The organism is Frankia sp. R43 (assembly GCF_001306465.1).
GTDB classification, from domain to species: Bacteria; Actinomycetota; Actinomycetes; order Frankiales; family Frankiaceae; genus Parafrankia; species Parafrankia irregularis.
Genome location: NZ_LFCW01000004.1, coordinates 486,525 through 512,718, shown reverse-complemented (window position 1 = coordinate 512,718; position 26,194 = coordinate 486,525). Strand labels below are relative to the sequence as shown.

Annotated in this window: 13 protein-coding genes; 8 read left to right on the top strand and 5 right to left on the bottom strand. The window is 73.1% G+C overall.

The window, feature by feature from the left end; genetic code table 11:
- The first annotated feature begins 151 nt into the window (after positions 1 to 151).
- A complete protein-coding gene (locus ACG83_RS19475; RefSeq protein WP_054567635.1) occupies positions 152 to 1,051 on the top strand; it encodes a nuclease-related domain-containing protein in 900 nt (299 codons plus the stop codon).
- Between the two features lie 83 nt (positions 1,052 to 1,134).
- Here ACG83_RS19475 and ACG83_RS19470 read toward each other — a convergent pair whose 3' ends face one another.
- The gene (locus ACG83_RS19470) at positions 1,135 to 2,088 is read right to left on the bottom strand and encodes a TauD/TfdA family dioxygenase (protein WP_054567634.1); all 954 of its coding nucleotides are present in this window, start codon (positions 2,086 to 2,088) and stop codon (positions 1,135 to 1,137) included.
- Positions 2,089 to 2,492: 404 nt separating this feature from the next.
- Between ACG83_RS19470 and ACG83_RS19465 the strand changes: the two genes are divergently transcribed.
- The 4 genes from ACG83_RS19465 (at position 2,493) to ACG83_RS19450 (ending at position 7,896) form a co-directional block, all read left to right on the top strand.
- Positions 2,493 to 4,079 carry an ABC transporter substrate-binding protein gene (locus tag ACG83_RS19465; protein WP_054567633.1) on the top strand — a complete coding sequence of 529 codons (1,587 nt, stop codon included), beginning with the start codon at positions 2,493 to 2,495 and terminating at the stop codon, positions 4,077 to 4,079.
- Positions 4,080 to 4,160: 81 nt separating this feature from the next.
- The gene (locus tag ACG83_RS19460) at positions 4,161 to 5,120 is read left to right on the top strand and encodes an ABC transporter permease (protein WP_054567632.1); all 960 of its coding nucleotides are present in this window, start codon (positions 4,161 to 4,163) and stop codon (positions 5,118 to 5,120) included.
- Positions 5,117 to 6,088, top strand: a complete 972-nt coding sequence (locus ACG83_RS19455; RefSeq protein WP_083473376.1) for an ABC transporter permease — start codon at positions 5,117 to 5,119, stop codon at positions 6,086 to 6,088. Before ACG83_RS19460 ends, ACG83_RS19455 begins: the two co-directional genes overlap by 4 nt.
- 59 nt (positions 6,089 to 6,147) lie before the next feature.
- The gene (locus tag ACG83_RS19450; protein ID WP_054567631.1) at positions 6,148 to 7,896 is read left to right on the top strand and encodes an ABC transporter ATP-binding protein; all 1,749 of its coding nucleotides are present in this window, start codon (positions 6,148 to 6,150) and stop codon (positions 7,894 to 7,896) included.
- Positions 7,897 to 7,913: 17 nt separating this feature from the next.
- Here ACG83_RS19450 and ACG83_RS19445 read toward each other — a convergent pair whose 3' ends face one another.
- The 3 genes from ACG83_RS19445 to ACG83_RS19435 all read right to left on the bottom strand — a co-directional run bounded on the left by ACG83_RS19445 (position 7,914) and on the right by ACG83_RS19435 (position 19,508).
- Positions 7,914 to 8,474: a sigma-70 family RNA polymerase sigma factor gene (locus ACG83_RS19445; RefSeq protein WP_054567630.1), complete on the bottom strand. Its 561-nt coding sequence runs from the start codon at positions 8,472 to 8,474 to the stop codon at positions 7,914 to 7,916.
- A gap of 191 nt (positions 8,475 to 8,665) precedes the next feature.
- The gene (locus tag ACG83_RS19440; protein WP_083473375.1) at positions 8,666 to 11,551 is read right to left on the bottom strand and encodes a right-handed parallel beta-helix repeat-containing protein; all 2,886 of its coding nucleotides are present in this window, start codon (positions 11,549 to 11,551) and stop codon (positions 8,666 to 8,668) included.
- A 55-nt stretch (positions 11,552 to 11,606) separates the two neighbouring features.
- Positions 11,607 to 19,508: a hypothetical protein gene (locus tag ACG83_RS19435; protein ID WP_054567629.1), complete on the bottom strand. Its 7,902-nt coding sequence runs from the start codon at positions 19,506 to 19,508 to the stop codon at positions 11,607 to 11,609.
- A 296-nt stretch (positions 19,509 to 19,804) separates the two neighbouring features.
- Here ACG83_RS19435 and ACG83_RS19430 point away from each other — a divergent pair, with 296 nt between their 5' ends.
- The 3 genes from ACG83_RS19430 to ACG83_RS19420 are packed head-to-tail and all read left to right on the top strand — an operon-like array spanning position 19,805 to position 21,473.
- On the top strand, positions 19,805 to 20,818 hold the full coding sequence (locus tag ACG83_RS19430) for a hypothetical protein (protein WP_054567628.1): 1,014 nt from the start codon (positions 19,805 to 19,807) through the stop codon (positions 20,816 to 20,818).
- A 30-nt stretch (positions 20,819 to 20,848) separates the two neighbouring features.
- Positions 20,849 to 21,142 (top strand): hypothetical protein, encoded by a 294-nt coding sequence (locus ACG83_RS19425; RefSeq protein WP_054567627.1) that lies wholly within the window; start codon positions 20,849 to 20,851, stop codon positions 21,140 to 21,142.
- A gap of 16 nt (positions 21,143 to 21,158) precedes the next feature.
- Complete coding sequence (locus tag ACG83_RS19420; protein WP_054567626.1) at positions 21,159 to 21,473, top strand: WXG100 family type VII secretion target; 315 nt, start codon at positions 21,159 to 21,161, stop codon at positions 21,471 to 21,473.
- 46 nt (positions 21,474 to 21,519) lie between these two features.
- Here the strand turns inward: ACG83_RS19420 and ACG83_RS19415 are convergent, their stop codons facing one another.
- On the bottom strand, positions 21,520 to 26,193 hold the full coding sequence (locus ACG83_RS19415) for an FtsK/SpoIIIE domain-containing protein (RefSeq protein WP_083473372.1): 4,674 nt from the start codon (positions 26,191 to 26,193) through the stop codon (positions 21,520 to 21,522).
- Position 26,194 lies beyond the last annotated feature (1 nt).

The window sequence follows — 26,194 nt, the reverse complement described above, 5'->3', positions numbered from 1 at the left end:
CGCGAAAATCGGCGCTTCGGCACCTGCACCGGCTCCGGGAGGATAACGTGATGCGGCCGGACCGTTCATGGTTGTTGCGCGGATAGCCCCGGGTTGAATCAGACGGCGGAATTCGCGGCCCGTGTCGTGGGCTGTTGTTGGAGGGCGAAGCATGGACGAGCTGCTGGTGCGTCTGTGGAAACGGTACGGGCAGCACAGACTCTATGTGAATCGTCTGGACGGCACGAGCGTCGCCTGCTTCGACCATCTGACCGGTCAACTCACGATGCTGGCCGACGAGGTGGATCGTGACGCGGTGCTGGCGGTGCTCGAGGCCCACGGGGTGAGTGTGTCGGCGCCCGCGGCACCCGTCACCGCCGTCACCGCCGTCACCCCTGTCGAGCCGGACGGCCTCGCCGACCCCGCGGCCGTGAACCTCCCAGCGGCGACGGCGCACCCGATGGACCTTGCGGCCCACCGTCCCGGCGAGGCGATCAGCGCGAAGCTTCGCGAGCTGCGGCCCGGGTTCTGGCGGGCGCTTGCGGACCGCCTGCTGCGGCGCGCCCGGCCGGAGACGGAAAGCTGGCGCACGGGGCTCGCCGGCGAGCAGATGGTGGCGGCGGAGCTGGCGCCGCTCACGGCCCGGGGCTGGCGGCTGCTGCATTCGATTCCGTTACCGCGCAACGTCGATATCGACCATCTTCTCATCGGCCCGGGTGGCGTCTTCACCATCAACACCAAATATCATCGCGGTCGCCGGATATGGGTGGGTGACGACGCGGTGCGGGTGGGTGACGGGTTTCATCCGTATGTGCTGAAAGCCAGGGCCGAGGCGGTGCGTGCGTCCGAGGCGCTGAGTCGCGCCTGCGGTTTCGGTGTCGGTGTCGCCGGAGTGCTGGCCTTCGTCGAGGCGGAGAGCCTGACGGTCGTTCCGTCGCTCACGGATGTCCTCGTGGCGCACCACGACGATCTGCGCCAGGCCTTTGACGGCGTCGCGGGCCAGTGGACGGCTGACGACGTCGAGCTGATTTTTTCCGCCGCGCGTGACCGGTGTACCTGGCCGGTGGTCTGACCAGGCCCACCAGGCCAGGCGTAGCTGTCGGCTCGGCGTCGTTCGCGGGCTGGCGGCTCCAGCTGGTGAGGGCCGGGTGTGGGTCAGGCCGCGATGGGGGAGAAGTGTGAGGCGTCGCCCTTGAGCGGGCGGCTGGGCGTGCCGTCCACGCTGACCGGGATGTCGCCGGCGAGGGTGATGCGGTGCAGGCGGCGAGGCTGGTCGTCGTAGTCGGCGATCGCGTAGTGCTGGGTGGCCCGGTTGTCCCAGATGGCGATGTCGCCGTCGCGCCAGCTCCACTGGACGGTGTGCTCCAGCCGGATGACGTGCCGCTGGAGCAGGTTGAAGATGTCCTGCGAGTCGCGGGTGGACAGGCCGACGATCCGGCGGACGAAGTGGCCGAGCAGCAGGTTGCGCTCGCCGGTCACCGGGTGGACCCGCACGACGGGGTGCTCGGTCTCGTACTCGATGTGGCCGAACTCGGCCCGGTACGCCTCCTCCTTGACGTCGACGCCGCCGATCGCCTTCTCGGTGCGCTCGGCGGCGTAGTCGTAGAGGTTCGAGTGGACGGCCCACAGCCGGTCGGCGAGGGCCTGCAGCGCCGGGTTGAGCGTGGCGTAGGCGTGGGCGGTGTTCGCCCAGGTCGTGGTGCCGCCGTAGGGCGGCAGCGTGACCGCCCGCAGCACGCTGGCGGACGGGATGCGGTCGACGAAGGTCACGTCGGTGTGCCAGGAGTTCGCCTTGCCCTCGGCCGCGTCGATCGGCAGGACCGAGTTGTCGGCCCCGGTGACGGTGGGGTGGGGCAGGGTCGGGGTGCCGAGGAGGCTGGCGAAGGCACGTTGGGTCGCGTCGTCCGCATGCTGCTGGCCGCGCAGGAAGACGACCTTGTGCTCGACGAGCGCACGGTTGATCTCGCTGACGGTCGCCGCGTCGAGGTCGCCGCCGATGCGGACACCGCCGAGGACGGCGCCGATGTTCGCCGAGACCCGGTCGACGGTGATCGAACGGTACCCGGTGACCGCGGCAGTCTCCCGGTACGCGCGCAGCTGTGTGGTCATCTCCGCTGGTCCTTCCTGATGGGATGCCCGGTCCTGGTTGGGGGGACGGTACCGAGCTAACAACCCTTTCTCGATCGGACTGATGGGTAAAGTGAAGTAGGCAACAAAACGGTCATGCAGGTTGACTCTTCCGGTGCTGCGGCGTTTGTATGCCGGCGTGATCGATGTCGCCGATGCCGCGCGCTGGCCCGTGCCGCGGTGCTGTTGTCGGCGGCGCTGTCACCGGTGGGACCTCCGTCGATCCTGTCGGTAGGAGCACCACCGCCGCGAGCCTGATCGTGGGCCGCGCGGCACCCGGGCTGTCCGTCCTCCCGGCCCGTCTCGGTCGCGTCGCCTCGGGCTGAGCGGGCCTCCGCCTTCATGCTGGCTTGCTGCCCTGGCATCGTGACGAAAGATTCCCTACAATGTCGATGGAAAATAACGGCATCTCGCGTCGGTCCCTGCTGGCCGGCCTCGGGGCCGGCGGCGCACTGCTCCTCGCCGCCTGCTCGTCGGCGGTGGACGAGGCGGGCAGCGGCGCGAGCGCCGGTCCGACGCCCAAGGCCGGTGGCACCCTCAAAGCCGCGATTCCGGACGACCTGATCCCGAAGAACCTCTTCACCAACTCCAACACGGCGATCACCGCGCTGATCGGGCTGGTGTACGAGAGCCTGACCCGCTACCCCAACGACAGCATCGAGCCGAAGCCGCGGCTGGCGAAGTCGTGGACGGCGAGCGCCGACGGGCTCAGCCTCACCCTCCAGCTGCGCGACGACGTCGTGTTCCACAGCGGGCGGGCCTTCACCTCCAAGGACGTCGAGTTCTCGATCAAGGCGTACGCCGACGCGAGCTGGCACGCGCAGGGCCAGATGCAGAGCACCGCCCAGGCCGTCACCTCGGTCGACACCACCGACCCGCACCAGGCCGTGCTGCATTTCGCGCACCCGCTGGGCAACATCTTCGACCTGCTCGACACGGTTTTCATCATCGACAGCGAAAGCGTCGAGGATATCAAGACGGGCAAGGGCTTCGTCGGCACCGGGCCGTTCACCTTCAAGTCCTGGACACCGAACTCCTCGCTGGTCTTCGAGAAGAACCCGAAGTACTGGCAGCCGGGCCGCCCCTACCTCGACGGGGTCCGCATCGGCATCGTCCCCGACACCAACGCGATCGCCGCGCAGCTGAAGTCAGGCCAGATCGACTTCGCCGAGGGAGTCAGCCCGCGGGACACCGAGGAACTGGGCAAGGACACCAGGAAGTTCAGCAAGACCACGCTGGAGGGCGCCGAGCAGCAGATCTACGTGGGGACGAACGTGACCGCGCCCGCGCTCGGGGACGTCCGGCTGCGCCAGGCGATCGCATACGCGATCGACCGTGACCGGATCATCTCCGAGGTCTTCCGCGGCAACGGCTATGCGACGAACCTGCCGTGGCCGAAGTACTCGGTCGCCCACGACGCCGAGAAGAACAAGCGGTACGCGTACAACCCGGCCAGGGCGAAGGAGCTCGTCGCGCAGATCGGCACACTGCCGACGATTCCCTACACCTACAACACGGCCCTTCCCGTCTACGCGGCGACGGCCCAGATCGTCCAGGCGAACCTCGCCGCCGTCGGCATCAAGGTGGAGCTCGAGCCGGTCGACGCGGCGACCTTCGTCAAGCAGCTCATCGGCGCCGAGTTCAAGGGCCTGTGGACGACGTTCCACTCCTGGGCGCAGTACACGCCCTCGACCCTGGTTGTCAGCGCGTATCCGTTCAACGCCCTGCACAACGCCTCGCACTTCACCTCCGATGACTACACCGCCTCGTCGCAGGCCGCCTGGAAGCAGCCCGACGGCCGGTCGGACGCCGCCATCGCCGAATACGCCAAGGTCAGCGACGAGCTGCTCGAGGCGCTGTTCCTTGTCGAGATCGGCGTCATTCCCTTCCAGTGGGTGAGCTCCACCCGGCTGTCCGGGCTTTCGTACACCAAGCGCTGGGAGCTCGACGTCACCAACGCCTACCTCGCCTGACCGGGCCGTATCCCCGACCCCGATCCCGATCCGGATCAGCCTGGATCCGACCGGTACCGAATCGAGCCCCGGAGGCATTCGTTGTTGCGTTATCTCGTCCGGCGCGTGCCCTCGGCGGTGCTCGTGCTCTTCCTGGCGTCGGTGCTGATCTTCGCGATCATCCGGCTGATACCGGGGGATCCCGCGACCAGCCTCGCGGGATCCGACGCGAGCCCCGAGGCCGTCGCCGCCATCCGGCACGACCTCGGCCTCGACCAGTCGATGCCGTCCCAGTACCTGAGCTGGATCGGAAACGTGCTGACCTTCGATCTCGGCCAGTCCTACAGCGTCGGCGGCGAGATCACCTCGCTCGTCGCCGACGGTTTCGGGAACACCGTGATCCTCACGCTCAGCGCGCTGCTGCTGGCAATTCTCATCGCGGCCGTCGTGGGGCCGATCTGGGCGACCACACGAAACCGCTGGCTGGAAAGCGCGATCACGGTCGTGAACACGATCTCGGTGGCGCTGCCGACGTTCGTCAGCGGGGTGCTGCTGGTACTGCTGTTCACCGTGATCTTCCCGGTCCTGCCCAGCGCGGGCGTTCCGCCGGACGGGATGTTCGCCCGCCTGGACATCACGGCGCAGTACCTCGTGCTGCCCGCGCTCTGCCTGGCGCTGCCCGTGTCGGCGGTGCTGTCCCGTTTCCTCGCCGAGACGCTGCGGACGCAGCTGCGCCAGCCGTACATCCTCACCGCCACCGCGCTGGGCGTCCCGCGCCGGCGCCTGCTGCTGCGGTACGCGATGCGCAACGCGCTCCCGACCACCGTGACCGTGATCGGCCTGCAGGCCGGCAGCCTGCTCGGCGGCGCCGTGCTCGTCGAGGCGATCTTCGCCTGGCCCGGGATCGGCCAGCTCATCGAACAGGCGATCGGCCGGCGTGACTACCCGGTCGTCCAGGTGCTTCTGCTGCTGTCGGTCTTCATCTTCGTGGTCATCCAGCTGCTGACCGACCTCGTCCATGCCCTTCTCGACCCGCGCGTGCGCATCGGAGGTGCCCAGTGACCGACACGATCCAGACGCCCACCAGGCCCGCGGCGGACGCGCCCACGGACCCCGAGCAGCAACTCCCGACTGCACCCGCACCCGCACCCGCGCCCGCAGCGGCAGTGGCAGCGGCTGCGGCAGCCGCAGAGGACGTGGCGGTGGTCGCGGCCGTCCCGCGCCGCCGGCGGGTTCTCCTGCACGGGCGCGGCCTGTTCGGTCTGCTGCTGGTGGGCGCCATCCTGCTGCTCGGCCTGTTCGCCCCGGTCCTGACCCCCTACGGCCCGACCGAGCAGATCCCCGGTGCGAACCTCCTCCCAGCCAGCGGCAGGCACCCGTTCGGGACGGACGAGGTCAACCGGGACGTGCTGACCCGCGCCCTCTACGGCATCCGAGTGGACGTCCTGGTGGTGTTCGTCGCCGTTCCGCTCGGTGCGCTGCTCGGCACGGCCGCGGGCACGCTCGCGGCGCTGATCCGGCCGGCGGACGTCGCCGTGCAGCGCGTCTTCGACGTGATCCTGGCGTTCCCGCCGATCATTCTGGCGATCGGGGTGACCGCCATCCTGGGCGCCGGCATCACGCCGATCTTCGTGGTCGTCGTGGCCGTCGAGATCCCGTACTTCGGGCGGCTGCTGCGCTCGTCCATCCTGACGCTGCGGGAACTGCCGTTCGTGGAGGCCGCGGAGGCCATCGGCGCCTCGCGGTGGTGGATTCTGCGCAGGCACATCCTGCCGAACTCGGCCGAGCCACTGTTCGTCCAGCTCGCGCTGTCGATGTCGATCGCGGTGTTCCTGGAGAGCGCGATGAGCTTCCTCGGGATCGGTGTGCGCCCGCCGGAGCCGTCGCTGGGCACCATCATCGCCGACGCCGTGTCCGACCTGGACACGGCGCCCATGCAGGCGGTCGGACCGCTGCTGCTGGTCACCGGCTTCGTCCTCGGCTTCCAGCTGATCGCCCAGGCGGTCGGCGCACGCAGGCGCATCGGATGACGCGCCACCACGTCCCGCGTCCAACGGTCGGCACCGCAGACCCCGCACAGGAGAACGACGTGGCCACACCGGTTCTGAGCGTCCGGGAACTCACCGTCGAGTTCCCCGCCGCCGTCGTCCACCCGCGCGCGGTCGACAACGTGTCCTTCGAGGTCGCGCCCGGGGAGATCGTCGCCCTGGTCGGCGAGTCCGGCTCGGGCAAGACACTGACGGCGAAGGCGGTGCTCGGCCTGCTCCCCGACACGGCCCGGGCCACCGGCAGCATCGATCTGGCCGGCCAGCAGGTGCTCGGCCTCGACGAGAAGGCACTGCGTTCGGTGCGTGGCAGCCGGGCGGCGATGGTCTTCCAGGAGCCCTCGACCGCGCTCAACCCGGTCGAGACCGTCGGCTGGCAGATCGGTGAGGCGCTGCGCGCGCATCGGAAGGTGAAGCGGGCCGACGCCCGGCGCCGTGCGGTGGAACTGCTGGAGCTCGTCGGCATTCCGGAGCCCCAGAAGCGGGTGGGCTACTACCCGCACCAGCTCTCGGGCGGCCAGAAGCAGCGGGTCGTGATCGCGCTCGCACTGGCCAACGAACCGGATCTGATCATCGCCGACGAGCCGACCACGGCGCTCGACGTCACCGTGCAGGCCGAGATCCTCGGCCTGCTGCATGATCTGCGTGACCGCCTCGGCCGGGCCGTTCTGATCATCACCCACAACATGGGTGTCGTCGCGGACCTCGCCGACCGGGTGGTCGTGCTGCGCTCCGGGCGGGTTGTCGAGACGAGCCCTGTCCTCGAGCTGTTCGCCCGGCCGCAGGCGGACTACACCCGCGAGCTGCTCGCGGCCGTCCCCCGCGTCCCCACGACCTCGAAGGCGGACGGAGAGGCGTCCGGGGATGACGATTCGGCGCGGTCGCAGCCCGCGAAGCCGGGGGCCGCGGTGAAGCGGAGCGGTTCCGCGGAACCGCGGGGTGCGGTGGAGCCGCGCGGTGCCGCGGAACCGCAGGGTGCGGTGAGGCCGCCGGTGGTGGACTTCCGTGACGTCGTCGTCGAATACCCCGGGCGGCTGGGACGTCCGGCGTTCACCGCGGTCGACGGGGTCACGCTCTCCCTCGCGCCGGGCGAGGTGCTCGGCCTGGTCGGCGAGTCCGGCTCCGGCAAGACGACGCTCGGGCGCGTCGTCGTCGGCCTGCTCCGGCCGAAGGCGGGGCGGGCGGAGGTGCTCGGCGCCGACCTCGGGAAGCTGTCGGCGGGTGCGCTGCGTGAGGTGCGCGCGCGGATCGGGCTGGTGTTCCAGGACCCGGCGACCACCCTCGACCCGAGGCGCACCGTCGGCGACGCCGTCGGTGAGCCGCTGGAGGTGCACGGCCGGGCCCAGGGCCGGCAGGCCCGCGCACGGGTGGCCGCGCTGCTGGAATCGGTGCAGCTGCCGGCGTCCTACGCCGACCGGCGCCCGGCCGAGCTCTCCGGCGGGCAGCGCCAGCGGGCCGGGCTCGCCCGCGCGCTCGCGCTGGACCCGCAGCTGCTCGTCGCCGACGAGCCGACGAGCGCCCTCGACGTCTCGGTGCAGGCCGCCGTGCTGCGGCTGTTCCGCGACCTGCAGGAGCAGTACGGCTTCGCCTGCCTTTTCATCAGCCACGACCTGGCGGTGGTCGATGAGGTCGCCGACCGGGTCGCGGTGCTCCGGCACGGCCGGGTGGTCGAGGTCGGCCCGGCGGCCGACGTCCTGCGCCGGCCGAGCGCCGACTACACCCGCCGCCTGGTCGACGCGATCCCCGTGCCCGATCCGGCCGTTCAGCGCGCGCGGCGGGCCCTCGCCGGCTGAAGGCACGCCACGGGCGGTCAGTGGCCGTTGATCCCGCGCTGGTCGAGTGCTCGGCGCAGCGCCCGCACGGCCGTGTGGTGGCGGGACTTGACCGTTCCGAGCGGGACGTCCAGCAGGCTGGCGGTCTCCCACTGGGTGCGGTCGAACAGGTGCAGGTGGACGAGTGCCTCCCGGTGTGCGGCGGAGAGCGTCCGCAGTGCCTCGACCAGGTCCGTGCGCAGCAGCACGGCCTCCAGGCTGTCCTCCGCCAGCGGGTCGGTCATCCGGGCGCTGTCCTCGCCGAGCGCCTCGGACTCCCCGAGGCGTACGGCCTGGCGGCGGTGCCAGTCGACGGCGAGGTTGCGGGCCACTCGGAACAGCCAGGCGCGGGCGCTGCCGTGTGCGGAGAGCCCGTCGCGGTGCCGCCACGCCCGCAGGAACGTCTCCTGGACCAGGTCCTCGGCCCGGCCGGGATCCTCCGGACTGATCCGCCGGACATACCGGAGCAGGTCCGCGGAGTTCTCGTCGAAGAGGGTCCGGACGAACCGGGCCGCGGGTTCCCGGCCGGGTGACGCCGTGCCGCCGGACGGGCTCGCCATATTCCAGGCCCTCCTCGCCGGGGAAGGACATCACCGCCGGATGCTCGCGACCGGTCGTGTAGCCAGATTACCGTTTTCCGTGCAATTCGTCCCCCGGCGAAAGATGCGGCATCCTGTTTTTCTGGCGGGTGTCCTACGGTCATTTTCTGTTCAGAAGATATTTCCCGGCATGAATTCCTGGCGTGGTCCTTTCAGGTCTCCGTGCCATCGCTCGGCAGATCCACGGGATCCAACCGCAGCAGATCCTCCGTCGTCGGTGTGGCGAGCTCCGCGACGCGCTGAGCCTGGTTCTCCGTCATCCGCTGGAAAACCTGGCGGGCGAGCCGGCCGTTACCGAAACCACGGTTGCGGGGGAGCGCCTCGAAATAGGTGTCCAGGGCCGCGACGGTCGGCTCGGGGAGCTGGTACTCGTGCTGGCGGCACTGGCTGGCCACGATCCGGGTGAGCTCCGCGGAGCTGTAGTCCTCGAAGGTGAGGGTGCGGGAGAAGCGCGAGGCCAGCCCCGGATTCGAGGACACGAACCGGCCCATCTCCACCGGATAGCCGGCCACGATGACCACGATCCGGTCCCGGTGGTCCTCCATCAGCTTGACCAGGGTGGCGATGGCCTCCTGGCCGAAGTCGTTCCCCAGCCCGTGCGGGACGAGGGAGTAGGCCTCGTCGACGAACAGCACACCGCCCAGCGCCCGCCGGAAGACCGCCTGCGTCTTCGGTGCCGTGTGGCCCACGTACTCGCCCACCATGTCCGAGCGGTCGGTCTCGACCAGGTGGCCGTGCTCGAGGATGCCGAGCGTGGCGAGCAGCCGGCCGTACAGCCGTGCCACCGTCGTCTTCCCGGTCCCCGGATTGCCCGCGAACACCAGGTGCCGGCTCAGCGGCGGCGCCGGCAGGCCGGCCTCCTGCCGGCGCCGGACCGTCTGCATCAGCTTGACCTGCGCGCCGACGTCCTGCTTGACCCGGTCCAGGCCGACCAGCCCGGTGAGCTCGGCCAACAGGTCCTCCAGGGTCTCGGCCGCTTGCGACCCGGCCTCGGCGCCGTCCCCGCCGGCGCCGAGGCCGGCGCGACTGGCAGTTCCCCCGCCGAGCGCGGTGGCGGCGCCGATGGCGGTCGCCGCGGTGGCGCCGGGGCCGGAGCGGCCCGTGCCGGGCAGGTGCGACTGGCGCACGCCGTCGGTCTCGCAGCGCTCGAAGTGCGGCTCGGCACCCTCAGCCAGGCTCAGGTCCGTCTCGCAGTCCGCGATCCGGCAGCCGACGAGCCTGGGCCGGGCGCCGGCGCCGATGTGCACCGCGGGGAAGGCGGAGCCGGCGATCTCGCACCGCTCGAACGTGCCCGCTCCACCGTCGCCGACGAACAGGCCGTTCTTGCCCGGCCGGCGCAGCCGGGTCGACCGGACGTCGGGAGCCGCGCCGGTCCAGACGACCAGGCCTGAACCGCTGGTGTCCTCGATCCGGCAGTCCTCGATCAGGGTGCGGGCCCGGCCGGCCAGCACCACGCCGGCCGTACCGGTCCGCTCGACCCGGCAGGCACGCAACGTGGCCTCGGCGTCGACGCCGATCTGCACGCCCGCTCCGGACCCGCCGGTGATCCGGCAGTCCGTACAGGTGACGGTCGTGCCGGTGGCCACGGTGAGCCCGGTGGCGTTGTCGTCCAGCTCGCAGCCGGTGGCCACCAGCGCCGCCGTGCCCTCGGCGTGGACGCCGGACATGACACTGCCCCGGACAGTGACCGCGGTCAGTCGGGCGACCGCGGCGCCCGCCAGGTGCAGGCCGTGCTCGCGCGTCCCCCGCAGCCGGGCGCCGGTCAGCTCACCGTGGGCGTCGCCGCCGAGATGGACGTTGCTGTAGCCGCTTTCCTCGACGGTCAGGTCCCGCAGCGCCGCCCGGGCCGCGTCGCTGGCGAAGACTCCGTTCGCGCCGCTGCCGCGCACCGTGAGGCTCTCGCCGTCCAGGGCCCCGCGGTCACGGGCGACCACCCCGCTGGTTCCGGCGGTGTCGACGTCACATTCCGCCAGGCGCAGGACCGCGGCGCCGGTGACGACCGCGCCCGCCTGGGCGGGGCGGCGGATCCGGCACCGGGTGAGCGCGGCCTGGGCCGCACCCTCGACGAGCAGCCCGTCCGCGCCCGCGTGGACGACCTCGCATTCGACGAGACGCACACCGCCGCCCGCATCGCCCGCGTCCTCGGTGCCGTCGGCATCGTCCGCGTCGGTGGCCTCGGCCTCGGCGTAGGCGGGCGCGGGTGCGGCGGCCAGCGGGGACGAGCCCAGCAGGCGCACCCCCTCCGCACCCGGGTACAGGAACTGGCAGCCTGTCAGCGTCGCGGTGGCGCCTCCCTCGACGAGCAGTCCGCTGCGCCCGGCACGGTTGATCTCGCAGTCCCGCGCCAGCAGCGTCGCGCCGTCCCGGGCCCGCAGCCCGGAGCCGCTCACCCGGCTGACCCGGGTGCTGACGAGCTCAAGGGTGGCCGTGCCGCCGACCACCAGGCCCGTCCCGGCGACGCCCTCGACGACGCAGCTGTCGAGGAGCACGCGGGAGTCACCCAGCACGTGCAGCCCGGCCAGGTCGGCGCCGGCGAGCCGGCAGGCCCGCAGCCGTGCCCTGCCGTCGGCGACCTCCACCCGCCCACCGACGATGTCGCAGTCGGTCAGCTCGACGTCGCCGGAACCGACGAACAGCGCGGCGGTGTCGGGCTGGGCGGCGACGACGATCAGCCCGACACCGGTCATGGTGACGGCCGCCGCGCTCACGACCACCGGGTCCGGCCCGCTCAGCCACACCGTCCCCGGCCCCCGCTCGGCGACCAGCCGCACCGGCCGGTCGAGGACGAGCCGCTCGGGATAACGGCCGGGGGCGATCGATACCGTGCCGCCGGCCGTCACCGCGTGCAAGGCGGCCGTGACGGTCGTGAACGCCCCCGGCCCGACCCGCGCCACCGCGGCATCGCGGGTGCCGGCGGCACGGCCGGCGCCGCGGTTCCCATCACCGGTGACCGGATCGTGGTCCGTCCCGGCGCCGCCATCCGCGGCGGGATCGACGCCGTCGGTGACGTGCCTCGGCCCGACCCGCAACCTGCGCATCTGCGTTCTTCTCCCCTGTCCACTGCCGTGCCCGCCAGTCCGTCCCGCCTGTCCGTCACATCGGCGGCGGCGGGGCGGGCGGGACGACGACCGGTGGTGGCGCCGGGATGTTGTCCTGCGGGCGCAGGCCGGCGGCGGTGAGCAGCAGGTAGGTCCCCATCGCCCGCTCACCCAGCCGCTCGACGAAGGAGAGGCCGATGTCGGCCAGGCCGCCGCGGTGGAAGTAGCGCCCGGAACCGAGCTGGTGTGCCAGGGCGCGGGCGCCGCCGAGAGTCGAGCTGACGACCAGTGTGCCGGCGCCGCCCCAGGCCCCGGCGAGCGCGGCAGCCCCACCCGCCAGCGGGACGTAGTCCTTGGGCAGTCCGAACGCGGCGGCGTTGACGGCGTTGGCGACGAACGCGGCGACGAAGTTCACCGCGATGGTGGACTGGAAGTAGTCATAGGTGGTCTGCCGCCAGCGCGGTGGGTTCTCCGTCCCGCCCCATTCGTTGTCCCAGTGCTTGTCATGGTTGTACGGGTTGCGGTTGAAGTCCTTGCCGCCGTCGACGTTGGCGAGGCCGTCCTTGACGCCCTTGAGCCCGAGGGCGGAGCTGTCGTGGTACACGCTGTTGCCGGTCTTGATACCGCTGGCGATGCCCGCGCCGACCAGCGCCCGGAACCAGTCCTGAGGGTTGAGCTGGCCCTGGTTGAAGGCGAGGCCGATCAGCACCTGGGCGGTGAAGTCCAGGACGAACTCCTGGCTGAAGTCGAGCGCGGCCTTCTGCAGAATGCGGCGGGTGGGGCTGACGAACTCGCCGGCGAGGCCGTCGATCGCCTTGTACTGCAGCCGGTTGGACTCCCGCCACATCCGGTTCTTGCCGCGGAACTCGCTCAGTCCGCCGCGGAACTCGAACTCGCGGCCGACCTGCTCGAAGTTTCGGTGCTGGATGGACCACCGGTTCAGCGGGCCGCGCTCCCACACGGTGCCGGACAGGGAGCGGTAGCGCAGCAGCCGGCCGCTCGCGTCGGTCTCACGCCACTGCTTGTGGAAGCTCTCCGTCTCCCGGAACACGCCGCCGCCGGAGTCGACCCGCTCCCGGAAGACCGCGCCCTGGTCGAACTCCTTCCAGGCCCCGGTGCCGGCCGGCGCGTTCGCGGGCCGCGGGTTGGTGTACTGGCGGACCCGGCCGTCGACCAGCTCGCGCAGGACGTGACCGTTCGCGTCGACGTCGCGCCAGCGCGGCTGGCCGGTGCCAGGTGGCGCGTTGCCGGCCCAGGTCCCGTCGCCCCGGGCGAACTGGCGGGTGCCGGCGCTGTTCGGCGTGGGGGTGCCGTCCGCGCCGCGGATCTCGGCGCGCCAGGTGCCGTCGGGCATCCGCTGGGCGGTCAGCGACGTGCCCTTGCCCAGCGCGCGGACATCCCGGATCTGGTGCCGCACACCGGCGGCGTCGGTGCGGAAGTCGCGGTAGGAGTCGTCCCACGAGCCGGACCAGCGCTCGTTTCGGCCGCTGGTGCGGACCCCGCTGTTCGTGCCGTCGTCCCAGCGCCACCTGCCGGTGCGGGCGTCTCCGGCGGCCTCGACGGTGATCCGTGCCGGGCCGGCCTGGCCCGCGCCGAGCGGGGCGTCGGAGAGCCACTGCTCCGACCGGCCGACGATCTGCCCCATCGTGTTGCGGGTGATGGTCTGCCCGGTGTGCACCGGGGCGAACGGGCCGTGGCCGTGGCCGCCCGGCGGCCTCGGGTTGAACAGCGGCCGGTGGCCCGCCCCGACCGTGCTCACGACGTTGCCGGCGGCGTCGGTGTGCCGGACGACCCGCAGCTGCCCGGCGGGGGCCCCGGTCGCGGTGCCGTCGACCCAGTGCTTCCCGTCGGCGAGGAAGTGCCGTTCGCCGTTCGCGACGACGTTCTTGGCGGAGTCGATCTCCCGCCAGTCCAGGGTGCGGGCGCCGGCGGCGGGCAGGTTGCCGTCCAGCGAGGCCCACTTCCCGTTCGCGGCCCGGCCGATCTCCACCGTGTTGCCGTTCTCCAGTTTGATCGCCCCGCGGACGAACAGCCCGTCCCGGGTGAAGTCGGAGAAGGAGCCCTCCGGGGTGATCGCCCGGACGCCGGTGGCCACCTGGGCGCCGTGGGCGTCGGTCTCGGTCCAGCGGAAGACCTGGTAGCGGCTGTCGCCGAGGATCGAGCCGCGGGCGGGGAAGTCGACGGCGCCCAGCTTCGACCCGGCGAGGTGCGAGACGGCCTTGCCGATCGGACGCCCGGGCAGTCCGGCCGGTGTCTTCCAGAGTGCGTCGGGCGGGCGCTGCTCGGCCCACCGGGTGGTCTTCAGCGTGTTGCCGTTGCCCAGTACGTCGAGCGTCCCGGTGTCCTTGATCTGCGGTGAGAACTCCTTGAAGGCGTCGGTGGTCCGGAACCCGCCGCCGGGCCTCGGGGCGACGGCGTACTCCCGGTAGTGCAGGGCCTTGGGGAAGAAGTTGACCGCCGAGTGGTAGCGCTGGGCCACCACCTGCGCGCCGTTCGCCCCGGTGTAGGTGTCCCGCCAGCTGGTGCTGAGCCAGCGGTGGTCCCGGACGCCCTCGAGGGTCAGCTGGCCGCCCGCGTCGAACCGGTACCACCGCCACGACCCGTTCGCCTGCAGCTCGGCGCGGATCACGCCGCCGTCGGCGGCCCGGCGGTACTCGCGCACCGTCCGGTCGGCGGGCCAGCCGTGCTGGTGGTCCGACCACAACCGGCCCTCGGGAAGATCCTCGAAGACCCGGGTGCCCCGCCCGGCCGAGGCGCCCAGCGTGCCGTCGGCGGCGCCGCTCCACTGATGCCAGTAGCGCCGGCCGTCGCCGCCGCGGAAGACCTCCAGGGTGGGCCGCGGGTGGCCGTTGCCGTTGCCCAGGGTCTCCCGGGCGTAGAACGGCGTCCGGTCGCCGCCGACGAGCTCGATGTCGCCGTTGGCCTTCACCGTGACGGAGCCGCGGCTGTTGTAGCCGCGCACCGGCGGCGGGGCGTGTCCCGGGCCGAGCCCGGCCCGGGGCGCCGCGTTCGCGTGCCCGGCGAGCGGGCGTCCGGCGCCGTCCTGGCGCGCCCACTGGTTCGTGCGGTAGTCGACGGACAGGTGGGTGCCGTCGGCCTGGCCCTTGCGTCCCAGGAAGGAGATCCGCTCCGAGTGCAGCGCCCCGTCGTGGCCGATCACCCGGTAGTCGCCGCCGTGCGGGCCCGGCCCGGTGCTGGTGATCCGGTAGCCGGCGCCGTCGATGGTGACGCGGGTGTTCGGGACGGGGTTCCCGCCGTGGCGCAGCTCCAGCACCGGGTTGCCGGCCGGGTTCAGCGTGGTGTGCAGCCGGCTCGGTCCGAGGTTCCCCCGCGGGTCGCGCGGGGCGATGATCTCGTCGGTGAGGCCGCCGCCGGGTGTGTAGCGCTGCATCTCCCCGGCGGCGTTGCTGAGCCGGAGCTCGCCGCCGGCCCCGATCTGCAGGGTGGGCCAGTCTCGCGGCGCGCCGCCGGGGGCCAGGTGGCGGCCGGTGCCGGCGACGATGTCGAGCTCCACCGCGCCGAACGGGTTCGCGCCGAGATCGGTGGCGTTGAACCGGGTGGCGGTCTGGTTGCCGGCGGCGTCGTAGCGGTGCCAGGAGCCGTCGGCCGCGTTGGTGATCTGGTGCCCGCCGCCGGGCTGGGCCTGGTAGGTGAAGTTGTCCGGCGCGGGCTGCCCCGGCCGGTGCAGCGTCGCCGTGCCCGCGGTGAAGTCGATCTCCAGGCGGCCGGCCGCCGCACCGGCCGGGCCCTGGACGTCGAGCCCGGCGCCGGTCTGGCCGCCGGCGCCGTCGAAGCGCAGCGTCGAGTTGTCGGCCGCGTTGGTGAGCTGGTGCCCGCCGCCGGGCAGCGGCTGGTAGGTGAAGTTGTCGGGAGCCGGCTGGCCGGGGCGGTGCAGGGTGGCCGTGCCACCGGCGAAGTCGATCTGCAGGCGGCCGGCGGCCGCGCCGCCCGGGTCGCGGACGTCGAGGCCGGCGGCGGTCCGGGTGCCGGTGTGGTCGAAGCGGTGCCAGGACCCGTCGGCGGCGCGGGTGATCTGATGCCCGCCACCGGGCCGGAGCTGGTAGGTGAAGTTGTCCGGGACGGGCTGCCCCGGCCGGTGCAGCGTCGCCGTGCCCGCGGCGAGGTCGGTCTCCAGATGGCCGGCCGCCTGGCCGTTCGCCTCGCGGATGTCGAAACGGGCGGCGGTCAGGTCGCCGGCGGCGTCGAACCGCTGCCAGGACCCGTCGGTGGCCCGGGTGATCTGGTGCCCGCCGCCGGGCAGCGGCTGGTAGGCGACGTTGTCGGGCACCGCCTGGCCCGGCCGGTGCAGGCGGCCCGTGCCGGCGACGATGTCGATCTCCAGCTGGCCGGCGGGCAGACCGCCCGCCCGTACCTCGAACAGCGCGCCGGTCTGGTTGCCGGCGGCGTCGTAGCGAAGCCAGGACCCGTCGGTGGCCCGGGTGATCTGGTGCCCGCCACCGGGCAGCGGCTGGTAGGTGAAGTTGTCGGGGGCGGGCTGGCCCGGGCGGTGCAGGGTCGCCGTGCCGGCGGTGAAGTCGATCTCCAGGCGGCCGGCCGCGACACCGGCCGCACCACCCGGGCCGGCGGGGCCGTGGACGTCGAGCCCGGCGTGGGTCAGCTGGCCGGCGGCGTCGTATTCGCGGAACAGGCCCGCGTCCGCCGGGTCGGAGATCCGGAACCCGCCGTGCCCGAGCTCGGTGACCTCGCCGCGGAAGATCACCGTGCCCGCGCGGTCGATGACGGTCCCGAGCTCGGGTCCGGCGTGGGCGGCTGCTCCCGTCCCGGCGGGCGCCGGGACGTCGAGGTTCAGGTGCAGCCCGCCGGCCAGCGGCCGGCCATAGCCGTGGACGGTGCCGTCCGGCCCGAGCTGGCGGATGTCGGTGGGGCGCATGCCACCGAGCAGCCGGGGGCGTTCGAGCAGGGAGAGCCGTAGCGCCTCGTCGTCCGCCGCCTGCAGCCGGTTGACGTCGAGGCCCAGATCGTCGAGCCGGCCCTGCGCGACGTCGAGCCGGGCCGCGGCGCTCTCCAGGTTCGCACCGGCCTCCAGCTGGGCCGGCGTGGCGACCGTCTTGCCCTTGCCGGCGCCCGCCACCGACGTCCCCTCGCCGAGTGGCCGGGTGTCCGGGCCCGGGTGCAGGTCGTCGTGGACGGTGCGGGCCTCGGCGAGCTGGTGGCGGGCGATCTTGAACTCCGCCCAGGCGTGGTCGGTCGCGGCGGCGAACGGGTCGTCCACCCCGCGGGCCCGCAGCCCGGCGGCGAGCTTTGCCTGGACGGCCTCGGCGACGTGCAGGTTCTTCTCCGCCCGGGCGATCTTCTGGGCCGCGGCCAGTGGGTCGCTCCCGTTCCCGCCGCCGAGCCGGGTGATCTCCAGGTTCTCCCGGGCGAGGCGCACCTCGGCGGAGATCCGGGTGAAGTCGTTCAGCGCCTTGCTGATCGCCGCGCCGCCGTCGCGCGCACCGCCCTCCACCGCCCGGGCGCTCACCGCGTCCGTGGCTGTGGCCGCGTCCGTGACGGTGGCCGTGGCCGGCGTTGGCGGGCTGAACGGTTGCGGGCCGGGGGGGTGCGGCGGGGCGAGCAGGTCGAGCGCCGAGTGGACCGAGGGGTCGCGCGGCGCTGGCAGCCCCTGGCCACCGTCGGCTGACCGGGCGGTCAGCCCCAGGTCGTTGCCGTGCACGGTGCCGAGGGTGCCCTGCTGCAGACCCGCCAGCTCGCCCGGCCGGCCCAGCTCCCCGGTGTGCGGGGCCGGGTGCACCGGCGCCGCGATCTGCACGCCGTTCGCACCGATGAGCAGCTCGGTCCGGGCCGGCGGCGCGAGGGACGCCGGGCTCGGCAGCGCACCGCCGAGCGCCGCCGCGGCGGGCGGGGCGGTCACGGCCGGCGGCGGCGCGATCTGCTGGGCTACGTGACTGGGCGGGGTCAGCTGGGTGGGCGGGGTCAGCTGGGACGGCGCGGGCGCCGATGGCGCGTCGAAGGCGCGGCCCGGGATCACCGCTCCGTCGTCGGCCGCGCCCAGGTTGAAGGCGACCTGGGTGTCGGAGACCCTGACCGCGGTGAGATCACCGTTGAGCACCGCCCGGATCTCGGGCAGGCCGTTCGCCGTCACGTCGCCGGCGTGGTGCACGGCCAGCCGGGCCGGGGAGACGAGGTCGCTCACCTGCGCGCCGCCGGCCGGGTTGCCACCGCCGAGGGCGCTGGTGCTGGCGGGCGTGTGGACACCGGCGAGCGGGTTCGCGCCGGTGACGGTGTTGGCGTCGGCGAGGAGCTTCGTGGTGTCGGCCGACAGGTGCGACGTCGTCGGCAGGCTCGCGGGCGCGGGAGCGGCCTCCTTGCCAGGCGCCAGCAGGACGGCGCCCGAGAGGTCGAGGTCGGATCGGACCGGTGCCACCGGCTCTGGCCTGAGCGCCGCGAGATCCCGGCCGGCGACGGTCAGGTTCACGTCGGGCAGGGGCGAGTCCGCGGTGACGATCCGCCCGCCCAGCCCGGCGGGGTCGAGCGGCTTCGCCGAGACCCCGCCGCCGAGATCCGTCCGCAGGGCCGAGACCCCGTCGGCTTTCTCCGGCACCAGCAGGCCGGATTCGGTGCGCACCATGCCGGGCTCCGGCGGGTCGACACCCCGCAGGATGCCGTCACTGACCCGCAGCGCCCCGCCGGCCGCCGCTGCCAGCTCGACCTGCCTCGCCAGCCCCGCGTAGCGGCTGGCCTGCCCCAGGCCGCGGCCGAGGACCGCGAGCCGGAAGGCGTCCTGGACGCCGAGGACGCCGATCTCCACGCCGTTGAGCGGTAGGAAGATCTTGAGCCACTTCCACCCGCCAAGCTCGTTGCTCAGCACCCGGCCTACCGACCGCACAGCCTCGATGGACCACCCGCCCAGCCCGCGGGCGAAACCGGGCACCGCCCGGACGCTGGCGGCGAGCGCCGACGGCAGCCCGCCGGTCAGGCTCACGATGTTGCGGATGAGGCCCGCCGTCGCCGCCGGGCCGGTGACCACGAAGTTCTTCAGCGAGACGAAGCCCCGGGCGGCGAGGCCGTCGGCCGAGGTGAACGCCTTGAACATCCAGGTGGAGCCGGCCCGGACGGTGTTCGCGAGGGTGGCGGAGATGTCGCCGACGCCCTTGACGACGGCGGAGAAGGTGATCGTCGAGATCGCCTGCCAGAAGTCGCCACCGATCCTGGCGATCGTCACGCCGACGGAGCTGGCCGCACCCTTGAGGATCTTCGCGGTGGCGCCGGCGATACCGCGCAGCGTGGACAGTGCGATCAACGGCTTCGTGGACGGACCGAGCAGACCGAGCAGGCCCAGGACCAGGCCGGTGATGTTCGTCTTCCCCGAGGCGAAGTCGACCAGCGCCTTGGTCGCCATGATCGCGTTCAGGCCGAGCGCGATCAGGCCGAGCGGGCCGCCGACGAAGATCGCCACCACGGTGATCGCCAGCACGATCCAGCCGAAGATCTCCCAGAAGACCTCGCAGGCGGACTTCTTCGGGTTCGGCGAGCGGATGTGCTCGCGGGCCCCCCTGATCGTCGCCGCGGCGGTGCCCGCGGCCGTCTTCAGATCGGTGCCGGCCTGGTTCGCGTCCGCGGTCAGGGTGTCGCGGCGCGAGTCGCCCTCGGCGAGGCCCGCGGCCTCGGTGAGCGCGCCGTCCGCCCGGGACTGCGCCTCCCGCAGCGCCGAGATGTAGCTGCGCACCGCGGGCTCGGTCTGCCCGAACGCGGTGCGCACGCCGCCGATGAAGTCACGGATGGCGGTGGAGATGGTGTCGCGCAGCCAGTCCGCGGTCTTCCCGACGAATGCGCCCTCGCCACTCTTGGCGACCACCTGGTTCAGGCCGGTCTCGGCGGTCTGCGCGTGCCCGGCCATGGTGTGCATGAAGTCGGCGACGGCCACCAGCGCCTCGGGGTCACCGGGGGTCGGGTCCCCGGCCAGCCCCAGCGGCGACCAGTCGGTCGGACGCGGCACGCGGGCCTCCTGTCGGCGGGCGGGGCACCCTCGGCGGGCGGGGCACTGTCGGCGGGCGGGCGGCGTTGCCGGCGGCGCGGCTGTGGCGGGCAGCCACGGCTCCGGCAGGTACTACGCACCCGCCGGGCACCGCGGTTCACCGGTGGACGCCGCGCGGCGCGTCTCCCACCGGTGAACCTTCTGTGGCCGGGGCGCGTAGTAGGCGGTGGACCAACTGCCGGGGCTCGCCGCCGAGGCCCCGCAGTTCCACGTCCCGCGTCCCGCGCGGGCCCTGTTGCGGTCAGTCAGGAGCCGGTATGGCCGATCTCGTGCTCGACTACGCGCTGCTGCACGACCTCGCGGGCAGTATGCGCAGCCTGCGCGGGCAGATCGAGACCGACGTGAACACGGTCTCCGGGCGCTCGGTGGTCGGCTCGGGCGGCGAGGTCGGCTCCGTCGCCGTGGGTGACGGCACCCTGTTCGCCGCGTTGAGCGCCTTCTACTCGGCCTGCCACAAGCCGTTCAAGGACTCGATGGACAAGCTGAAGGAGCTCGGCGACCTGCTCGACAGCGTCGCCAAGGCCTTCTTCGACGTCGACGCCGACTTCGCCGGCAAGGTCAACACCGGCCGGCTGCAGGCCCAGATCGGCCAGTGGGAGGCCAGGAAGCTCGCCTGGGAGCACTACCAGGAGACCAAGGACAAGGTCATCACGTACCAGTACTACGACGAGAACGGTGTGCTCCAGACGGCCACCATCCCGCTGTGGGGGCCGGACCGGCCGCCGCCGGAGGATCCGGGCCTGATGCCCACCAGCCTGACCGGCGGGCCTGGCGAGTCGACGACGACCAACGCCGCCGAGGTGAACGACCAGGGACTGATCATCTCGGAGACGAGCACCACCACCACGCCGAACGGGCTGACCTACACCGAGACGACGTCCTACACCTACGTCGACCGCGACAACGACGGGGATCCGGACGTCGTCGACTACACCACCACCATCACCCATTCGGACGGCACCACCGAGGAGATCGTCAAGAGGACGAACCCGGACGACAGCTATGTCGTCACCAGCACCACCGGGGACGGTACGACCACGACGAACGTCACCCCGGCGGCGAACGGCGGCTACCAGAGCGTCACCGTGGACACCGAGGGCGAGACGACCACCGTGACCGTCGCGGTGAACCCGGACGGCACCGGGACGAAGACCGAGGTCGGCCCGAACGGGACCGACGTCTACACCGGCACCCCGGCGATCGGCCAGTGGACGCTGCAGTCCCACACCGACCCCGAACCGGACTACTCCGATTACCCCATCGGCGTCTGATCACCAGGATCTGATCACCAGGAGCGGCCCATGCCCAACATCTCGATCGACTACGCGAAGGTGAACACCGTCGCCACGTCGCTGAACGCCGCCGTCACCGAGACGGTGCCGAAGCTGACCTCACTGCAGTCGGCGGTGACGGCGCTGCTCACCAGCGACGGCGGCCTGTGGCTGCAGAAGTCCAGCCCCGTGCTCAGCCAGCAGTACACCGACTTCAACACCTCGGTGACCGGCGCGGTGAACAACATCACCAGCTTCGCCCAGCAGTTCAACAACATCGTCGCCCAGCTGCAGGCGATGGACGACGCGATCAGCGCCTCCTGAGAGAAGGACGGAATCCATGGCGGAGATCCAGGTCGACTACGGCCAGGTCAACACGGTCGCCAGCCGACTCACCACCGAGGGCGGCGAGATCAAGACGACGCTCATCCGGCTGCAGGGGCAGGTGACCGAGCTGCTCACCGGCAGTGGTGGGTTGTGGCTGCAGCAGTCCAGCCCGGTGATGAGCGCCCAGTACACCGAGTTCAACGCCTCGCTCACCACCGCGATCGAGAACATCGGCAAGTTCGCCGAGAGCTTCAACCTGATCGCGCAGAACCTGCAGAACATGGACACGGAGCTGTCCAAGCCCCCGCCCGCCTCGACCGGCGGCTGAGCGAGCCCGGCGGGCCGCGGCGGCGTCCGCGCGGGCCCGGGGCTGTCTACCGCAGGACGGTGTGCGGGATGGTGATGGTGCGCAGCGTCCCGGTCGCGTCGGTGACGTAGCCGCGGCCGGGGCGGATCCCGCCGCGCAGCAGGCTCGGCGGGATCCGGGTGCCCAGCAGGTCGCCCTCCAGAGAGGACTGCGGGGCCAGCAGTACGCCCTGCCGGGAGCGCCGGGCCTCCCCGAGCCAGCCGCTGATGGACTGGGACAGGATCTCCCCGCTGCCCGCATAGGCGAGGCCGACGCCGCGGTCCCGCCCGGCGGCGACGATCTCCCGCAGCGGTGGGTCGAGCGGCGCGTTGTACCCGAAGAGGTCCACGTCGTCGACGAGGACGACCGCCGGCCCCTGCACCTGCAGGGAGTCCATGCCGGCCAGGGTGACCTGGGGGTGGGCGGCGAGCCGGCGCAGCGGGGAGTCCCGCGGGGTGACCACGACCAGCCGGGTGCCCCCGGCGAGCAGCGACACCGCCAGGGTGGCGAGCGTGTTGCTGCGCCCGGACCCGGGGGGCCCGGCGACGAGGAAGGTGTGCGCCCGGCCGGCGAAGTCGAGCGTCATCGGCGCGGCCTCGTCGCCACCGAGCCCGAGCAGCGCCCGCAGCGGGCCGCGCTCGGCCTCGGGGACCCGCGCGAACGCGTCGGCGAACGTCAGCGCCCGGGGCAGTGCCGCGACCGGGAACGGGCGCCGGTCGGCCGGTACGTCCCGGTCGCGCACGCCGGCCCGGGTGGCGATCCGGCGCAGCGCGTCGGCCTGCGCCTGGCCCGCCGGGTCGGGGTCGAGCAGCGCGATCTGGAGCTCGGCCTGGTTCACCGACCGCCACCCGCGCCCCGGCGGGACGTGCGCGGGGACGCGCTGCGGCGGGACGCGGATCGTGGCGTAGTCGGTGCGCTCGCCCATCCGCAGCAGCACGCGGTGATCGTTCATGCCGCCGGCCCGCCCGGCCAGCAGGCCCCGGTCGGCCGTGGCCACCACGTGGATGCCGGCACCGGTGCCCTCCCGCAGCAGGGCGAGCAGGGCGTCGTAGAGCCGGCCGCCGTCATGCTCCGGCAGGGTCGCGGCGAGGGAGTCCCAGCCGTCGACGAACAGCACCAGATGGGCGGGGGCCGTCCCGTCGGGCATCGCGGCACGCAGCTCGTCCAGCCCCGCACAGGAGTACTCGGCGAGCAGGGCCTGCCGGCGGGCCAGCTCCACGGTGAGGCGGTCGCAGAGCCGGCCGACCCGCTCCAGGTCGGACGCGGTGACGACGGCCCCGCAGTGCGGCAGCTCGTCGAGGACGGCCAGCGCCCCGCCGGCGGCGTCGATGCCGTAGATGTGGACGTCCGCGCAGGAATGGGCGCGGGCGAGCCCGCCGGCCAGCGTGCGCAGCACCTGGGACCGTCCGGAGCGCGGCGAGCCGATGACGTACAGGTGCCCGAACGTGCCGAGCTCGCAGCACACCGGCCGCTGCAGCTGCCGGCTCGGAACGTCCTCCAGCGCGTACGGCACCGCCCTGGGCCCGCACCGCTCGAGCAGGTCCTCGAACAGCACCCGCTGGCGCAGCGCGGGCAGCCAGGGGCTGGGCTGGGGCTCGTGGCCGGTGCGGTCCGCGGCGGCGCGGACCGCGTCCACGAGCACGTCCAGATCAGTGGGAGCGAGATCGTCGGCCGCCTGGTCCGGGTCGGTGCCGGCTGGGGCGGCGATGATCGGCAACGGGCGGCCGAGAGCGGACCACGACAGCGGCACGGCCGCTGGCTCGTCGCCCGCGCCGCGCGGACCCGCGAAACCCGCGAAACCCGCGAAATCAGCTGATCCTGCTGAAGCCGCTGATGCGGCTGAACCGGCCGCGTCGGCGGAGGCACCTGGAGCAGCGGCACCGGCCGGGTGCGTGGATGGATAGGGAGCGCCGCAGTAGGCGGTCTGGAACAGGAGGGTCGACCGGTGCGCGAGCCGGGCCAGCGCTCGACCCGGAGCCGCCGCCGGGATGAGGGCGGCGTCCGGGGTGTCGACGACGTCCGAGCTCTCCATCGGGTCGGTGACCCGCAGGGCGATGCGCAGGTTGGTGTTGGCCCGGATGTCGCCGGTCACCACGCCCGCGGGCCGCTGGGTGGCCAGCACCAGGTGGATGCCGAGCGAGCGGCCCCGCTGTGCCAGGCTGACCAGCCCCGGGATGAAGTCCGGCACCTCGCGGGCCAGCGTGGCGAACTCGTCGATGACCAGCAGCAGCCTGGGCAGCGCGGGCAGGCCGGGCTCCCGGGCCCGCAGCGAGCGGTAGTGGACGATGTCCTTGGCGGCCGCGGCGGCGAGCACCTCCTCGCGCCGGCGCAGCTCGGCCGCCAGCGACTCCAGGGCCCGGACGGCGAGCGCCGGGTCGAGGTCGGTGACCATCCCGAGGGTGTGCGGCAGGCGTGCGCAGCCCCGGAAGGCGCTGCCGCCCTTGTAGTCGACCAGGACGAAGACCAGCTCGTCCGGGCGGTTGTGGGCGGCCAGCGAGCCGACGAGGGACTGCAGCAGTTCGGACTTGCCCGCGCCGGTGGTCCCGGCGACGAGCGCGTGCGGGCCGTCGCGGACGAGGTCGAGGACGACCGGGCCGTCGAAGCCGGTGCCCAGCGGGAAGCGGGTCGAGGCCGGCCGTGCCGCCCAGGCGGCGGCGACGACGGCCGGAAGCTCGGGCTGGTCCGGTTCGGCCAGCCCGAGCAGGTCCAGCAGGCGGACCCGGTCGGGCAGTCCGTCGGCGGTGTCGGGGCTGATGTCGCGCAGCGGGGCGAGAGCCCGGGCGACCTGTTCGCACCAGTGCGTCAGGACCAGGTCCGGACGTACCCCGGGCACCTCGGGGATGTCGCTCTGGCGCACGGTCAGGCTGCCCACACCACCTTCACGGCCCTCACCGCCGCCGTTACCGCCGCCCCCGCCGTCGCAGCGCACGACGGCGGTGCACTCCTCGGGCAGCAGGCGTGTCTCGGTGTCGAGGCAGATGGCGAAGATCCGCACGGCGGGGCCGTCGGTGAGGACCTGGATCATGCCCGGCACATCCCGCAGCCGGCGTGCCCCGTCGACGAGCACGACCACATCCGGCTGGGTGAACATCACCGGTCCCAACGCGGAGCCGCGGGCGGACTGCCGGGCCCGGATCTGTGCCTGCAGCTCCGCGACTCGGTGGGCCACGGTCTCGGGGTCGTTGCCGATCAGCACGAACGGACCGTGGCCGGTGGCCGCCGAGGCCGGGCGGGCGTGGGGCAGCCAGCGCACCCACTCCCAGCTCTGCCGGCTGGCCGCGTCGGTGAGAACGACGAGCTGCAGGTCACGTGGGCTGTGCAGGACGGCGCACTGAGCGAGCAGCCAGCGAGCGAGGGCGTGGACGGCGCTGCGTTCACCGGCAACGCCGACGACACCGCGGCCGGGCAGGTCCACCGCGAGCGGCACCTCGGGGACGTTCCAGCGCAGCTGGCGGTCGTAGTCGTCGAGCGCTGGGTCGTCCACCTCGATCAGCGACGGCTGGTCGACCGTCCCGACCCGCAGCAGGAGGTGGTCCGGGTCGGTCCGCCGGCGTTCCCAGAGCCGGTGGCCCGGGCCGGTGGCGGTCAGGCCGACGGCCGCCGGGTCGGGTGCGGCGTCGCAGCGGGCCAGCCGCTCGGCGAGGACCGCGGTGCGCAGGTCGCTCTCGCCCGCGGCCCGGCGGGTCCGGTACCGCGCGCACTCCTCCCGGTAGCGGCGGCGGCCGCTGCGCCTGTCCTGGCTCCAGTTGGCGAACGCCAGGATCGGGCTGAACAGCATGATGACCAGGAAGAAGAAGGAGTGGAAGAACCACACGAACGCCAGGCCCAGCAGCATCGGCGCGATCATCATCAGGACCGGGACGGGCCGGCGGCCGGGCGGCGACGGAGGCGTCGGGAAACGCCGGCGTGAGGTCAGCAACGGCGGAACGATCCGTGGCGGCCGGTTGAAGTCGTGGCCGACGACGTCCTCGGCCGGTGTGATGGCGGCGTCCGGCTCGAAGGGCTCGGCCAGGCGCAGCAGCACCGGTCCGACGACCAGGTCCGACCCCACCTCCCACGGCGTGCACCCGGGTGCTCCGGGGCCGGCCTCGGGCCAGTCCGGCGGTTCGGGTGGAAGGGGCAGGTCCCGGTGCTCGACGCGCAGCGCCGCGCGGTGCTCGTCGGTGCGGCGCAGCTCGGGCGCGCTGGGCACGGTCGTGCGCACCCCGGTCGGGGAGATCCCGGTGAGCCAGGTGTCTCCGCCGTGCCCGATGTGCAGCACCGCGGCGAGCGGCGGTACGCCGTCGTCGTCCAGCTCGATGGCGCTGCCCGCCGCCGCGCCGATGTCGTGGGCGCCGGGGCCGACCCGCCAGACCCGTCCCGCGTCCGGACCGCCGACGACCCGCACCTCGAACCACAGGGTCGGGCCGGTGTGCGTGACCAGCGGATCGACCGGGCGGGGCGGGGTGTCGAGACCGAGTCGCAGTCCGGGGACGATGCCGCTGCCCCGGACCGTGGCACGCGGGTCGAGTGGTCGGGTGCCCAGGAAGCAGGCGGGCGCCGGGTCGGCGAGGCTCGCGGCGAGCTCCCCGACGGTGCTCGTGGGCCGCAGCTGGACCAGGACGTCGCCGCGGATGTCGACCGGGGGCGGGCCGAGCGCGGGCGGTGGCGGGAACGGGGCCGGGTGGTCGGCGGGGTTCTCGATGCTGAGCAGCACGTGCACG